This window comes from Pseudomonas cavernicola (assembly GCF_003596405.1).
Classification (GTDB): Bacteria; Pseudomonadota; Gammaproteobacteria; order Pseudomonadales; family Pseudomonadaceae; genus Aquipseudomonas; species Aquipseudomonas cavernicola.
Genome location: NZ_QYUR01000006.1, coordinates 540,034 through 552,816 on the forward strand (window position 1 = coordinate 540,034; position 12,783 = coordinate 552,816).

Genomic DNA, 12,783 nt, shown 5'->3' on the forward strand with positions numbered 1-12,783 from the left:
CGATCTTGAACAGGTTCTAATCGGCTTTATCGCCGCCAGCCAGATTCTTTTTCGCGCCGGTTTTGAAGTCGGTTTCATACCAGCCGCTGCCTTTAAGGCGAAAACCGGGCATAGACAGCAACTTCTTCAACTCGGGCGCCTTGCAGGTCGGACAATCGACCAACGGCGCATCGCTGAACTTCTGAATGGCTTCCATTTGATGGCCACAGGAAGCGCATTGGTAATCGTAAATAGGCATTGGCTCATCTCGGCAATCGAAAAAACAGCACCGCGAGCCCGCGCCCAGCGGCAAGGGGCGGCATTATATATGGTTAATCGGTCACGTGCAGCCGCCAGGCTGACCCGCACCCACCAAGGCTTTCTATCGCTAGGAAAACCTCAGCTCGCTAGCGCTGCGTCGCGAGCAACGCCTGCTGCCCGCCGCTAGCCGAGACTCCAGGCCAAACCACTGCAGAAGGTTGCACCCCAAGACCAGAACAAGCACTCACATGACTTTTATTGACACAGGCCAAGGCTAAGCTCGGGGGGCACCCTATGCTAGGCTCTAGCCGTCACCGAGCCTCTACAGCCCCGAGTCGATCAAAGGAGAAACGCCATGGAAATCAACATCGGAATCGCCGAACAGGACCGCGCAGCCATTGCTGAAGGCCTGTCGCGCCTGCTGGCGGACACCTACACCCTGTACCTGAAGACCCACAACTTTCACTGGAACGTCACCGGCCCGATGTTCAACACCCTGCACCTGATGTTCGAGGGGCAATACACCGAACTGGCCCTGGCCGTTGACTCCATCGCCGAGCGCATCCGCGCCCTCGGCTTTCCGGCGCCCGGCACTTACGCCGCTTACGCCCGCCTATCCTCGATCAAAGAGGAAGAAGGCGTACCGAATGCCCAGGACATGATCAAGCAACTGGTACAGGGCCAGGAAGCCGTGGTGCGCACTGCGCGCGGCATCTTTCCACTGCTGGACAAGGTCAGCGACGAACCGACTGCCGACCTGCTGACCCAACGCATGCAAGTGCATGAAAAGACCGCCTGGATGTTGCGCAGCCTACTTGCCGGTTAAGGCAGCGATTCACAGGCATATATAAAGGCCCGGTTCAACTGCAATGCTGTTCACTTAAGCGATGTGCGCCTGAGCTCCCCTCTCCCGTTTACGGGAGAGGGGCTGGGGGAGAGGGTAAATAGCGGGCAAAAGTGAATTCATCTGGCATGCACCCCTCTCCCTAACCCTCTCCCCAGAGGGGCGAGGGGATAAAAGGCGAAGACGTATGCTTAAGTGAACAGCATTGCCGGTTCAACTGGGCCTTTTGCTAGGCATCCGCCCCCAGGCTGCTCTATGCTCTGGCAACCCAGAATTCGCCCCCGTGACGTGCATGAGCCAGCCCTCGAAAACCCCCAGCATTCTGAGCCTGTACCCCGAAGAGAGCCGCGAAGCGGCTGACCTCCTCAAACAAGCTGTACCGCTCATGATGCGTCATAACATCCCACCAAACCCCATGCACTATGCCCTCTGGTACACCTACAGCAAGGGCCTGGAACCCGAACTGAACCGCCGCCTGGACAAGGCCATCAAGGATTTCGACAGCTTTCCGCCGGAAACTGCCGCCAAGCTGTTTCGCGACTACATCATTCGTGGCGAACTGGAAGAAGCGCGTGCGGGCCAGCAGCAGGTGATTGAGCTGGTCGACGATATCGAAGGCGACGTGTCACACAGCGTCGTCAGCAGCCAGGCCTATCAAGCAAGCCTGATTCAGGGTCTGAACGCCCTGCATGAACCGCTGATCGATGATTTGCCCAATGTGCTGAATGAGCTGCAACAGAGCACTCAACTGATGCAGGACCAGCAGGAGAAATTCCTCTATCGCCTGCGCAGCGCCCAAGAGGAAATTCAGCACTTGCGCGGCCAGCTGGAGCGTGCCCACATAGCCGCCACCCTGGACAGCCTGACCAATGTGTTCAACCGCCATGCCTTTACACGCCTGTTGGAGCAGGCACTGAGCGTCGACCATCAGGGCGTAGCCCTGGTGATGCTGGATATCGATCACTTCAAACAGTTTAACGATCAATACGGCCACCCCCTGGGCGACCGGGTATTGCAGCACGTTGGCCAGTTACTCCGCGAACTGTTACCGCCGCGAGCCATGGCCGCTCGCTATGGCGGCGAAGAGTTCTGCGTGATCCTGCGCGACTGTCTCGATCTAGAAACCGCCTTCGCCTTCGCCGAACAGATGCGCCTGAAAATCCAAGCACTGCGGGTCAAGGTACGGCGCACCGACCAGATCCTGGACACTATCACCGCCTCCTTCGGCCTGGCCCTAGCCGAAACCGGCGACAACCTGGAAAGCCTGCTAACCCGTGCAGACGACGCGCTGTACCAGGCCAAACGCAATGGCCGCAATCAAGTTCACCCAGCCACCCCGACGCCCGCACTAAGCGCCTGATTTGAGTAGCCCTGCGCTTTGCTGTTAAATACGCCCTGTGCCGCCGCCCCCGACCATTCAAGGAGTGGCGCATAGGCTGACACTGTGCGCGTATCGACCGCCCGCCATTTATCAGGGGCAAACCGCGCCGAGCCAGCTCTCCTCGTGATCGTTCTTATATAAGTGAGCTCATTGCATATGTTGAAAATCGTCCATCTACTCACGGGCGCAGCTGCCCTGCTGCTGTCCCTTATTCCCAGCCTACACGCCGAAGCCCTACCTTATTTGCAGCAGCCCGACGCCCTCTACCTGGCCTTGTTCGGCTTACTCAACCTACTACTGGCACCATTGCTGCCAATCTGGCACATGGGCGCTCGCCACCAACTGCAAAGCCTGGTTTCAGCGCTGTTAGTGTTGGCCGTAGTGCTGCAGACCCTGATTCTATTGGCACCACTACCCATCATTGGCGGTCAACCGGCCATACTGCTCAGCCTGGCGATAGTCTTCACCGCGGTATTGCTGCACCTGGCCACCAACCTGCGCATGAGCAAACGCAGCACTTCACCAGCACAAGACATGACCGATCGCGAGACCGGCACCGTCAAGTGGTTCAACACCTCAAAAGGCTTCGGCTTTATCTCTCGCGACTCCGGCGACGATATCTTCGTGCACTTTCGCGCCATTCGCGGTGAAGGCCACCGCGTACTGGTCGAAGGCCAGCGTGTAGAGTTCTCTGTCATGCAGCGCGACAAAGGCCTACAAGCGGAAGACGTGATCGCCGCACTGCCGCTACGCCGCTAAAGCCAACCCAATAAAAAACCCGCCTTGAGCGGGTTTTTTATTGCTTCCTAGAAGCCCATTAATAGTGCGGTGGCGGCACGTCCTCTTCAGACACTTCGAACTGCCCCTGCATATCCTCTTGGCGCTTAGCCAGCGCCGCGACTTGCAGCTGCAGCCGCTCCAGTACACGCTGCTGAGCCACCAGCACATCGTTCAACGCCTGAATCGTGTCATCCTGAAAGGCCAAGCGGCTTTCCAGATCGGTAATACGCATTTCCAGGCTCATGGCTTATTCCTCGACAAAACGAAAATCCTCGGTCAACACCAGCCGCAGCTTGGCGCGAATCGCGGCAAGCTGCTCGGCACTGTATGCCTCGGCCGGGAACTTACCCCACACTGGCGCCGGCCAAGCGGCATCCTCTCGGCGACGCACAATCACATGCATATGCAGTTGATTGACCACATTGCCCAAGGTCGCGACGTTCATCTTGTCCGCCGCAAAGGTGTCTTTGAGCGTTTCCGCCAGCACCGTGGTTTCCTGCCATAACGCCCGCTGATCATCGGCGTCGAGCTGAAACAGCTCACTGAGCTCCTCCCGACGCGGCACTAAAATGAACCAGGGGTAGTGCGCATCGTTCATCAAGAGCAAACGACACAGGGGGAAATCACCAATCGGTACAGTGTCCTGCTGCAGACGTGAATCCAAGGCGAACATACTGGCCTCTCCTGTTCGGCTGGTTAGGATTTCAGTTTAGCGACCCACATAGAGTTCGGTGCGCTGGGTGACAGTCGCGCAGGATACTCGGGAAGCCCACCTCAATTCATCCCACCGCAAAGCCGCACGGCAACTCCAGACGACCGAAAGGTGAAGCACGGAGAGCAATCTGCCAGCCCTACAGGACGTATCTGCACAAATAGCAACACTGCCGTAGCACGTCATCCACACCTCTGAACTGAGGCCACACCCCCTGATCACACTGAACAGACATCCAGGCCCCCACTTGGCGCAAGCCCGGGGCACGCGCACTCAACCTGCGCACCATCTAGTCGCGCCTGCTCTCAGCCAACACAGAAACACCAACCTGCATAACTCAGTCACAAATGACGCGCCTGCCCGCACAAGACACACAAACAAGTACGCCTACCCCACTTTGGTTATCTCATTGGTGTGTTACCCGACAGTAATCTCGCGCACTAAGCCTTTACCCAATGGCACCCCAGGTAACGCTCCGGAGCAGACGAGTCGTTAAGCCGCACCCTGCAGCGGCCGAAACAGCCCTCACAACCCGGCACACACGACACAAATGTTGCTTTTTCGCAGCACAATGCTCGAAAAAACACACACAAGTTACACTTTCCGGATCAGCCGAACGTTTTGTGCATGGATTTTGCTTTATCAAAATCAAGATCAGAGCCCGCTTGCGCCAATAAGCGCCGGTGAGTCCTTCTAGACCAGCCGCATCAACTCCATTGGATGGAGCTAATCGGAAGGTCTTTAAAGGGATTTCGGCAGGCAGTCTTAACAGTTGATTAAAGCGTCAGAAATCACGGGAAAGTTAAAAGGACATGGAAGCAAGAGCAAAACTACGAATTTGCGACATGCTCCATCTAATTTTGCGACATTGCCGTGAAGAATCTGTAAGGATTAGACTGCACCTGTCGCCAATAATGTCGGCGTGATATAAGTTACCGTCGACACAAAAAGAAAGAGCTGTCCATACAATAAGAAGATGGATAGCGCAACTCTTCTAAACCAAAGGAGCAATCACGATGCAAGTGATGAAGTGGAGCTTAATCGCCCTAGCTGTAACCGCGGGCACTTCTCAAATGGCCGCAGCCAGCCAACAGTCCGACTCCAAGGGCTTTGTTGAAGACAGCAGCCTGACTCTTCTGAACAAGAACTTCTTCTTCTACCGCGACTTCCGCAACAACCCCTCGACCAACCAGAACTACCGCAAAGAGTGGGCTCACGGCATCAGTGCCATGTACGAGTCCGGCTTTACCCAGGGCACCGTCGGCTTCGGCGTTGACGCCCACGCCATGCTGGGGCTGAAACTGGACAGCGGCAACGGCACCAACGGTACCGGTCTGCTGCCCACTGGAAGCGATGGCCGCTCCCAGGACGAATACTCCTACGCTGGTGGCGCCGTCAAAGCGCAGATTTCCAACACCGTACTGAAGTACGGCAACCTGTTCCCGACCGCCCCGGTATTCGCCACCGGCACCGCTCGCCTGTTCCCGGCAAGCGCCGAAGGCTTCCAACTGCTGAGCAGCGAAATCGAAGGCCTGAACATCGACGCCGGCCACTTCACCTCTGCTCGTGACGGCAGCGCCTCCACCGAACGTCACGCCGAAATCACCACCACCTACACCGGCATCGCCACCCGCAGCGCCGACTACGTGGGCGGCACCTATGCCTTCGGTGACAACGTCAGCGCCAGCCTGTACGGCGCCGAGTTTGAAGACATCTGGCGCCAGTACTACGGCAACCTGAACTGGAACATTCCGTTCAGCGACGCCCAGGCCCTGAACTTCGACTTCAACGTCTACCGCACCCTGGACGAAGGCAAGGCCCTGGCCGGTGACCTCGACACCACCGCCTTTTCGCTGGCTGCCGCCTACACCATTGGCGCCCACAAGTTCACCCTGGCCCACCAGCGCGTGAACGGCGACGAGCCCTTCGACTACATGGCGATGGGCGGCCCGAACTCCGGTGACTCCATCTTCCTGGCCAACTCCGTCCAGTACTCCGACTTCAACGGCCCGAACGAGAAGTCCTGGCAGGCTCGCTACGACCTGAACATGGCCGAGTATGGCGTACCCGGCCTGAGCTTTATGGCTCGTTACCTCACCGGTGACGACGTCGATGGCACCAAGGCCGACCCGAACGGCGCGTTCGCTGGCGCGATCGGCAGCGACGGCAAGGAATGGGAACGCAACCTGGAAGCCAAGTACGTAGTACAGGAAGGCCCGGCCAAAGACCTGTCCATCCGTCTTCGTCACGCCACTTGGCGCGCCAACAGCGACATGGCCTTCTTCGGCTCCGCTGGCGGCACCGCCAACGACGAAATTCGTGTAATCACCGAGTACCCGCTGGACATCCTGTAAGTCCTGCGGTAGTTCGACACCCAATGAAAAAGCCCGGCATCTGCCGGGCTTTTTCTTTTGTGGCTACATGATCAAAAAACAATCAACTACTGGTCAAAATTCAACCAGCTTAATTCAAAGTGGTAATGCGTAAGTTCCCGTCACATGCGCCACCAACTCCTCTTCATTCCCAGCCGAATAAAGAGAAACTTCGCAAACCGCCTGCCGGCGACTCAAGCGCAAAATCCGCGCCTGCGCCAACAAATCCACCGGCTTGGGTTTGGCCAGAAAGTTAATGTTCAAGTTGGCCGTCACCGCCATCTCTACCCGCCCCAATCGCCCCAATACCACCGCATACATTGCCGCATCGGCCAGGGACATGATGGTCGGCCCGGACAACGTACCGCCCGGACGCACCAATTTGGCCTGAAAAGGCACCCGCGCCAGGGCGCAATCCGCATCCAGCCGGTCGATCCGTAGATCAATATCCTCAGCCATCGGCACGCCCATCCGAATCAGCGCCTGCACCTGCTCTGCGGTTAATGCTGTCACCTTATATCCCCTGTTCCGGCGGCCTGAATCCTGTACGCGACTGTACAGGCACCGTACAATGCCGAGCTATTCCCTGCCTCCGCAACCGATATAACGGCCAAACATGCGTACCAGTCAGTATCTGCTCTCGACCCAGAAAGAAACCCCTGCCGACGCCGTAGTAATCAGCCATCAGTTGATGCTGCGCGCCGGCATGATCCGCAAACTGGCGTCAGGCCTCTACACCTGGCTGCCGATGGGCCTGCGCGTGCTGCGCAAGGTGGAGGCCGTGGTGCGTGAAGAAATGAATGCCGCTGGCGCTCTGGAAGTGCTGATGCCGGCCATTCAACCAGCCGAGCTGTGGCAGGAATCCGGTCGCTGGGAGCAATACGGCCCAGAACTCTTGCGTTTGAAAGACCGTCACGCGCGTGATTTTTGTGTCGGCCCGACTCACGAAGAAGTCATCACCGATCTGATGCGCAACGAATTGAGCAGCTACAAACAGCTGCCGATCAATCTGTACCAAATCCAGACCAAATTCCGTGATGAAATTCGCCCGCGCTTCGGCTTGATGCGCGGTCGCGAGTTCACCATGAAGGATGCGTACTCCTTCCATATCGATCAGGCATCGCTGCAAGAAACCTACGACCGCATGCACCAGGCCTACTGCAATGTCTTCACCCGCCTGGGCTTGAATTTCCGCCCGGTACAGGCGGATACCGGCTCGATCGGTGGCACCGGTTCCCACGAGTTCCACGTACTGGCAGAGTCTGGCGAAGACGATATCGCCTTCAGCGACAGCTCTGACTACGCCGCCAACATCGAGAAGGCCGAGGCAATTCCACGCGAGCAAACGCGTGGTGCCGCCACTGAAGAACTGCGCCTGATCGATACGCCGAACGCTAAAACCATTGCCGAACTGGTGGAAGGCTTCAACCTGCCGATCGAAAAAACCATCAAGACCTTGGTCGTGCACGGCGCTGAAGAAGGCACCTTGATCGCCCTGATCATCCGTGGCGACCACGAGCTGAACGAAATCAAAGCCGCCAACCTGGCACAAGTCGCCAGCCCTCTGGTGTTTGCCTCGGACGCGGAGCTGCGCCACGCCATCGGCGCCGGCGCTGGCTCGCTCGGCCCGCTCAATCTGCCACTGCTGTGCATCGTCGACCGTTCGGTCGCCTTGATGAGCGATTTCGCCATCGGCGCCAACATCGATGACAAGCATTACTTCGGCGTCAACTGGGAGCGCGACCTGCCGCTGCCAGAAATAGCTGACCTGCGTAACGTCGTGGCTGGCGATCCGAGCCCGGATGGCCAGGGCACCCTGGTGATCAAGCGCGGCATCGAAGTCGGGCATATCTTCCAGCTCGGCAGCAAATACAGCGAAGCGATGAACTGCACGGTGATGGGTGAAAACGGTAAGCCCGCCATCCTGACCATGGGCTGCTATGGCATTGGTGTCTCCCGCGTGGTCGCGGCGGCCATCGAGCAAAACAACGATGAGCGCGGCATTCTCTGGAACGATGCACTGGCTCCCTTCCAGATAGCCCTGGTACCACTGCGCTATGAAAACGAAGCGGTGCGCGAAGCGACCGATAAGCTCTACGCTGAATTGACTGCTGCGGGCTTCGAGGTTCTGCTCGACGACCGTGACAAAAAGACCAGTCCGGGCATCAAATTCGCCGACATGGAGCTGATCGGCATTCCACACCGCATTGTGGTCAGCGAACGCGGCCTAGCCGAAGGCAATCTGGAGTACAAGAGCCGCAGCGAAACCGAGGCTCAAGCCGTTCCAGTGGCCGAAACCCTGTCCTATATCCAGGCCCGTATCCGTCGCTGACCCCAGCCGTTTTCAAGAGCAGTCGCTCACCAAGAGAAGTCATGTTCAAGCGAAACACCTTATGCCTCATTGGCGCCGCACTCTGCGGCGCCCTTTTTCTCAGCGGCTGCGCCAACCACCTGCCACAACGCAGCGAGCATGAGGAACGAGTCGAGCGCAAACTGCTCAACCACAGCCTGCAAATAGACGTAGGCGAGCCCGGCGTCCTCGAGCTGCCGCAACGACGCGTGCGGGTGCTGGAGCAGAAAACCTTCGAGGTTACCGATTTCGAGGTGACTCGCCGCTATGATCGCTATACCCCCTACCAGCCCTGGCGCGAGCTTTATGAAGTGCCGCTGGGCGCGGTCGCGGTGGTCGCCGGTGTCGGGGCCAACGTGCTTAACGTGGTTATGCTCGGCAGCCTGCCGGAAACAGCCACCAAAGACTGGATCAGCTATGGTTTTGCTGGCCTCAACCCATTTATGAACACCCAGTCCAATGGCCGCTCACAGCAGAACCTGGCCAGCATCGACGAAAAGCAGCAGGACAAACGCATGGAGTACTCCAGCCTGCCGTGGGCCGAACGCCCCGTGCTGATCAAAGCTGGCACGCAAACCCATGAGCTGACCACCGACCGCAATGGTGTGCTGCGTCTGAACTTGCTCGATGGCCCCTTCGCCGACCAGGACGTCAGCCGCGTTGGCAAACTGCTACTGAGCACTGAAGACGGACAGGACCATACCCGCGCAGATGCCACCTTACTGGTCAGCCGCACGCTACGCGGCAAACTGCTGGAAGCCCACGCACTGATCTACGACGACCTGGAAGACGACGAGGTTGGGCAGTGGGTGCACAGAGTCAAGCGTCTCTCGGAGCTGGGCCTGGAAGAGGAAGCCAGTGAGCTGGAACAAAGCCTGATCGAACTGACGCGTAACGATCCGGAGTTGCAGCAGGACCTTCTCAAATCGCTGATGAAGGATGCTGACCGCCTGGCTGCCGATCCTGGCACCAACAACTAAGGCAGAAGATGGCGCCGCATTTTCGCCTCGCGCTGTTCTGCCTACTGCTGTTAGCGCTGCCTGCTGGCGCCAACCTGCGTCAGGCCCCGGAACCGGAACTACGCAGTTTGCTGCAGCGCACAGTGGCCGAGGCGGACAGTTTTGAAGATCGCTTCGATGCTGAAGTCTGGCTGCTGGATATGTCCACGCGCCTCACGCGCTACCTGCCAGACGCCGAGGAGCGCCTGACGCTGCTTAAACAGGTGCATCGCGAAGCCAGTAAAGCCGGCCTGAAACCCGATTTGGTCATCGCCCTGATCCACGCGGAAAGCCATTTCAATCGCTTCGCGATCTCCTCGGTTGGCGCCCAAGGCATGATGCAAGTGATGCCCTTCTGGAAAGGCGAACTGGGTCGCCCGCAAGATAACCTCACCGACAATGCCACAAACCTGCGCTACGGCTGCACCATCCTCAGTTACTACCTGAAAAAAGAGCACGGCAACCTCAGCCGCGCCCTCGCCCGCTATAACGGCAGCCTAGGGCAGAACACCTATCCGGCGAAGGTCATCGGGCTCTGGCAAGATTTCTGGTACGTCAAACCCTGAGAGCCTGTTCATGATCTGCTGCGCGTCGGCCATGCGGCGTTGAAATCGGGCTCAAAATGCTCATTTACAACTCGTAAACTGCGCTTTTGACTCGCTTCGCTCGCCCTGCGGGCCTGCCTTTGGCTGTTACTCCGCTCCGCTGCGTTGCGCCCGATTTCGCCTTGCCTGACCTTAGCTCGCGAGATCGTGAGCAGGCTCTGAGCGTTTTGGCCGCAGCTTTTAACCACGCACAATAAAGCCGGCAATGCCTTGCAAGGCTTGCTCTTGCAGCTCGACTGCATCGACCTTAGCCTGCTTCGGCCCCTTTTCCAGCCAAGCGGCCAGTTCACGCACTGCAGCCTCCTCACCCTCCAGCAGCACCTCGACCCGACCATCGGCGAGGTTGCGCACCCAGCCATCGAGCTCAAGACGCTCTGCCTGCTCTTCGGTGTGCTGACGATAGCTCACACCCTGTACCCGACCGCTGACATAACCATGCAGACAAATGCGCGCCATTGCCTTACTCCTTACCTTGCAACTCGGATAACCGTTTACTCAACCCTACCGCGGTCTGCTCGCCGAGCAGACGCTCACGTAGTTGGCCCTGGGCATCGACGATATAGGTCACCGGCAGCGCTTCGCTGCGCGGCAGTTGGAAGCGCGTGGCCGGGTCCTGTGCCAGCACCGTGAAACGAATCCCCAGCGCCTCCGAGGCCTTATTCAGCTCCTCCCCCTGCAAGCCATCAAAGTTCACCCCAAGCACGCTGACGGGCTTGCCCTTGAGCTGTTCAGCCAACGCATTCAATTCTGGAATCTCGGTACGGCAAGGCCCGCACCATTCGGCCCAGTAATTAATCACCAACCACTGGCCTTCCAGACGCTCAGCCGCTACCTTTCGTCCATTCTGATCGACACCCAAGTCCTCGGCACAGCCGGCCAGCAGAAGCCCGGCGAGAATAGTTATGACAATCCGTCCTATGACCAGTTGGAGTCGCGTTCCCATGCAGTCGATCCTCGTGCACGCAGGGTTGATATGACGCTGGATGCTTTGCGCCTAGAAGTGCCTGACATCCTCCAAGAGGACGCGGCGTCCCTCGCCGATCTCAATGAGCAACTCGCCGAAGCGCGCTTGCAGCCGCAGGAGCACGCACTGCAGCAGGTGCTGAGCCTGCTATTTCGGCTTAATCGCAGCGCCATGACCTTACTCGAAAGGCAGCGCGCGCTGCAAAGCTTCAGCGAAGAATACCGCCACTATGCCGCGGCCTACTGTGCCGGCGTGGCACCACCAATCCTCTTCGTGCGCTTTTGCGCCGAGATCGCCACAGGTTTCAAACGCCTGCTACTGCAGATTTTGCAGGGCCGCCAACCCTCGCGCCCGCATCTGGCGTGGTGCCTGTATATGGCTCAGCACTTCCTCGCCCAAAGCCTGTTGCGACACTACCAACTGTACCAAGAACCACCGGCCAGCTTATGGCGTGATAGCCACCTGCTGTATTGGCTTGGCGAACATCAGGAGTGTCTGGATGAGCCCGTCGCCGCTGCCTTCCAACCGCAGCCAGCCAATACCTTGCGTGGCCTTTATCAGCAGATGCTGCTGTTGGCCTTGAGCAATCCCTTCCACTTGGCTGAAGGCGAAAGCCCGCTGCTGTTTAGCGCCCTCGCCCCACTGGCCAGCCTCGCTCGCCTGCTGCCCTGGGATGTGGACGATGATGCCGAAGGCCAAACCGTCGACCTCACCGAATCGCAGCCTTGCCTGGCCTACGATCAGGCGCCAGAAGGCGACAGTCACTACCTGCGCCGCTTCGAACTCGGTGCATTGCTGGTCGCCCTGCATGAGCCGGCGCCCTTGCAAAGCGCGCTTGAGCGCCAGTTGCTGGAACGCGTCCGCCACCATTGGCTAGGTCGTCAACAACGCCGCCATGCGCGCTCAGACCACGCTGGGGACTGCAGCTTGGTCGTCGGCCTGACGGCCATCCACGCCCAACTCCTTGAACATCGTCCAGGCCACTGCGCCGCGCAGATGCTCGATACCAGCCCGGGCGGCGCACGGCTGTTGTGCCATGCCGATCAAGGCAGACTACTGCCAGTCGGGCAACTGGTTTTGCTGCTCAGTAGCAGTGCTACACCGACCCTGGCTCTGGTCCGGTGGCGGCACCTGAATGTCGAGGGTCTGCACCTCGGTCTGCGTTACTTGAAAGGGCTGCCCCGCCCAGTTTGGCTACGCCGCGCACCCAGCGCGCAAACCCACCCCGGCGTCCTGCAAAGTACCCCGGTGCAGGGCGGTGGTTGGCATCATGGTTTGTGGTTGCCGAACGAGCAGTTCGTGGAGGAGGAGAATCTTTGGCTGCAATTGCCCAATGTGCATAACCAGGCGGCCCTACCGCTGCCCGCCCCCAACCTCGCCACCCCCTTGGTCGCCCGCCATCCTCTGAAGCTGGCGTAAAGGTTGAAACTGCGAGACAGGTCACGCCACCCAGCGGCCAAGCGCACAGTTTGACTGGAACTGTGGTGCTTATACTTTCGCGTACGACTCGTACCTCATTCGATCCGCTATCAGCCTG

The 12,783-nt window shown here is 58.7% G+C and carries 14 protein-coding genes and 1 pseudogene; 9 read left to right on the plus strand and 6 right to left on the minus strand.

Translation table 11 applies throughout. The annotated features are described in order from the left end of the window. Positions 1-16: 16 nt before the first annotated feature. Positions 17-238: an FmdB family zinc ribbon protein gene (locus D3879_RS18645; RefSeq protein ID WP_119955747.1), complete on the minus strand. Its 222-nt coding sequence runs from the start codon at positions 236-238 to the stop codon at positions 17-19. 357 nt (positions 239-595) lie between these two features. Here D3879_RS18645 and D3879_RS18650 point away from each other — a divergent pair, with 357 nt between their 5' ends. From D3879_RS18650 to D3879_RS26715, 4 genes and pseudogenes are all read left to right on the plus strand, one after another. Further along, positions 596-1,066, plus strand: a complete 471-nt coding sequence (locus tag D3879_RS18650) for a Dps family protein (protein ID WP_119955748.1) — start codon at positions 596-598, stop codon at positions 1,064-1,066. A gap of 310 nt (positions 1,067-1,376) precedes the next feature. Then, the gene (locus tag D3879_RS18655; protein ID WP_119955749.1) at positions 1,377-2,444 is read left to right on the plus strand and encodes a GGDEF domain-containing protein; all 1,068 of its coding nucleotides are present in this window, start codon (positions 1,377-1,379) and stop codon (positions 2,442-2,444) included. A 177-nt stretch (positions 2,445-2,621) separates the two neighbouring features. Beyond that, positions 2,622-2,894: pseudogene (locus D3879_RS27660) on the plus strand (cold shock domain-containing protein membrane protein); the annotation flags it as partial. 105 nt (positions 2,895-2,999) lie between these two features. Then, on the plus strand, positions 3,000-3,224 hold the full coding sequence (locus D3879_RS26715; RefSeq protein ID WP_177412473.1) for a cold-shock protein: 225 nt from the start codon (positions 3,000-3,002) through the stop codon (positions 3,222-3,224). Positions 3,225-3,282: 58 nt separating this feature from the next. Here D3879_RS26715 and D3879_RS18665 read toward each other — a convergent pair whose 3' ends face one another. Continuing rightward, complete coding sequence (locus D3879_RS18665) at positions 3,283-3,489, minus strand: SlyX family protein (protein ID WP_119955751.1); 207 nt, start codon at positions 3,487-3,489, stop codon at positions 3,283-3,285. 3 nt (positions 3,490-3,492) lie between these two features. Next, positions 3,493-3,918: an HIT family protein gene (locus tag D3879_RS18670; protein ID WP_119955752.1), complete on the minus strand. Its 426-nt coding sequence runs from the start codon at positions 3,916-3,918 to the stop codon at positions 3,493-3,495. 1,055 nt (positions 3,919-4,973) lie between these two features. Here D3879_RS18670 and D3879_RS18675 point away from each other — a divergent pair. Then, positions 4,974-6,311, plus strand: a complete 1,338-nt coding sequence (locus tag D3879_RS18675) for an OprD family porin (protein ID WP_119955753.1) — start codon at positions 4,974-4,976, stop codon at positions 6,309-6,311. 114 nt (positions 6,312-6,425) lie between these two features. On the opposite strand, the gene D3879_RS18680 is transcribed toward D3879_RS18675, so the two are convergent. Then, positions 6,426-6,800, minus strand: coding sequence for a PaaI family thioesterase (locus D3879_RS18680; RefSeq protein ID WP_119956351.1), 375 nt, complete (start codon positions 6,798-6,800; stop codon positions 6,426-6,428). A gap of 145 nt (positions 6,801-6,945) precedes the next feature. On the opposite strand from D3879_RS18680, the gene D3879_RS18685 reads away from it, so the two are divergent. The 3 genes from D3879_RS18685 to D3879_RS18695 are packed head-to-tail and all read left to right on the plus strand — an operon-like array spanning position 6,946 to position 10,243. Then, entirely contained in the window at positions 6,946-8,661 is a 1,716-nt protein-coding gene (locus D3879_RS18685) for a proline--tRNA ligase (RefSeq protein ID WP_119955754.1), read from the plus strand. Positions 8,662-8,702: 41 nt separating this feature from the next. Further along, positions 8,703-9,659 (plus strand): hypothetical protein, encoded by a 957-nt coding sequence (locus tag D3879_RS18690; RefSeq protein ID WP_119955755.1) that lies wholly within the window; start codon positions 8,703-8,705, stop codon positions 9,657-9,659. 8 nt (positions 9,660-9,667) lie between these two features. Further along, the gene (locus tag D3879_RS18695) at positions 9,668-10,243 is read left to right on the plus strand and encodes a transglycosylase SLT domain-containing protein (RefSeq protein WP_119955756.1); all 576 of its coding nucleotides are present in this window, start codon (positions 9,668-9,670) and stop codon (positions 10,241-10,243) included. Positions 10,244-10,462: 219 nt separating this feature from the next. Here the strand turns inward: D3879_RS18695 and D3879_RS18700 are convergent, their stop codons facing one another. Both D3879_RS18700 and D3879_RS18705 read right to left on the minus strand, forming a co-directional pair. Next, entirely contained in the window at positions 10,463-10,738 is a 276-nt protein-coding gene (locus D3879_RS18700; protein WP_119955757.1) for an acylphosphatase, read from the minus strand. Positions 10,739-10,742: 4 nt separating this feature from the next. Beyond that, entirely contained in the window at positions 10,743-11,225 is a 483-nt protein-coding gene (locus D3879_RS18705; protein WP_119955758.1) for a TlpA disulfide reductase family protein, read from the minus strand. Positions 11,226-11,255: 30 nt separating this feature from the next. Here D3879_RS18705 and D3879_RS18710 point away from each other — a divergent pair, with 30 nt between their 5' ends. Next, positions 11,256-12,665 carry a PilZ domain-containing protein gene (locus D3879_RS18710; protein ID WP_119955759.1) on the plus strand — a complete coding sequence of 470 codons (1,410 nt, stop codon included), beginning with the start codon at positions 11,256-11,258 and terminating at the stop codon, positions 12,663-12,665. Positions 12,666-12,783: the final 118 nt, after the last annotated feature.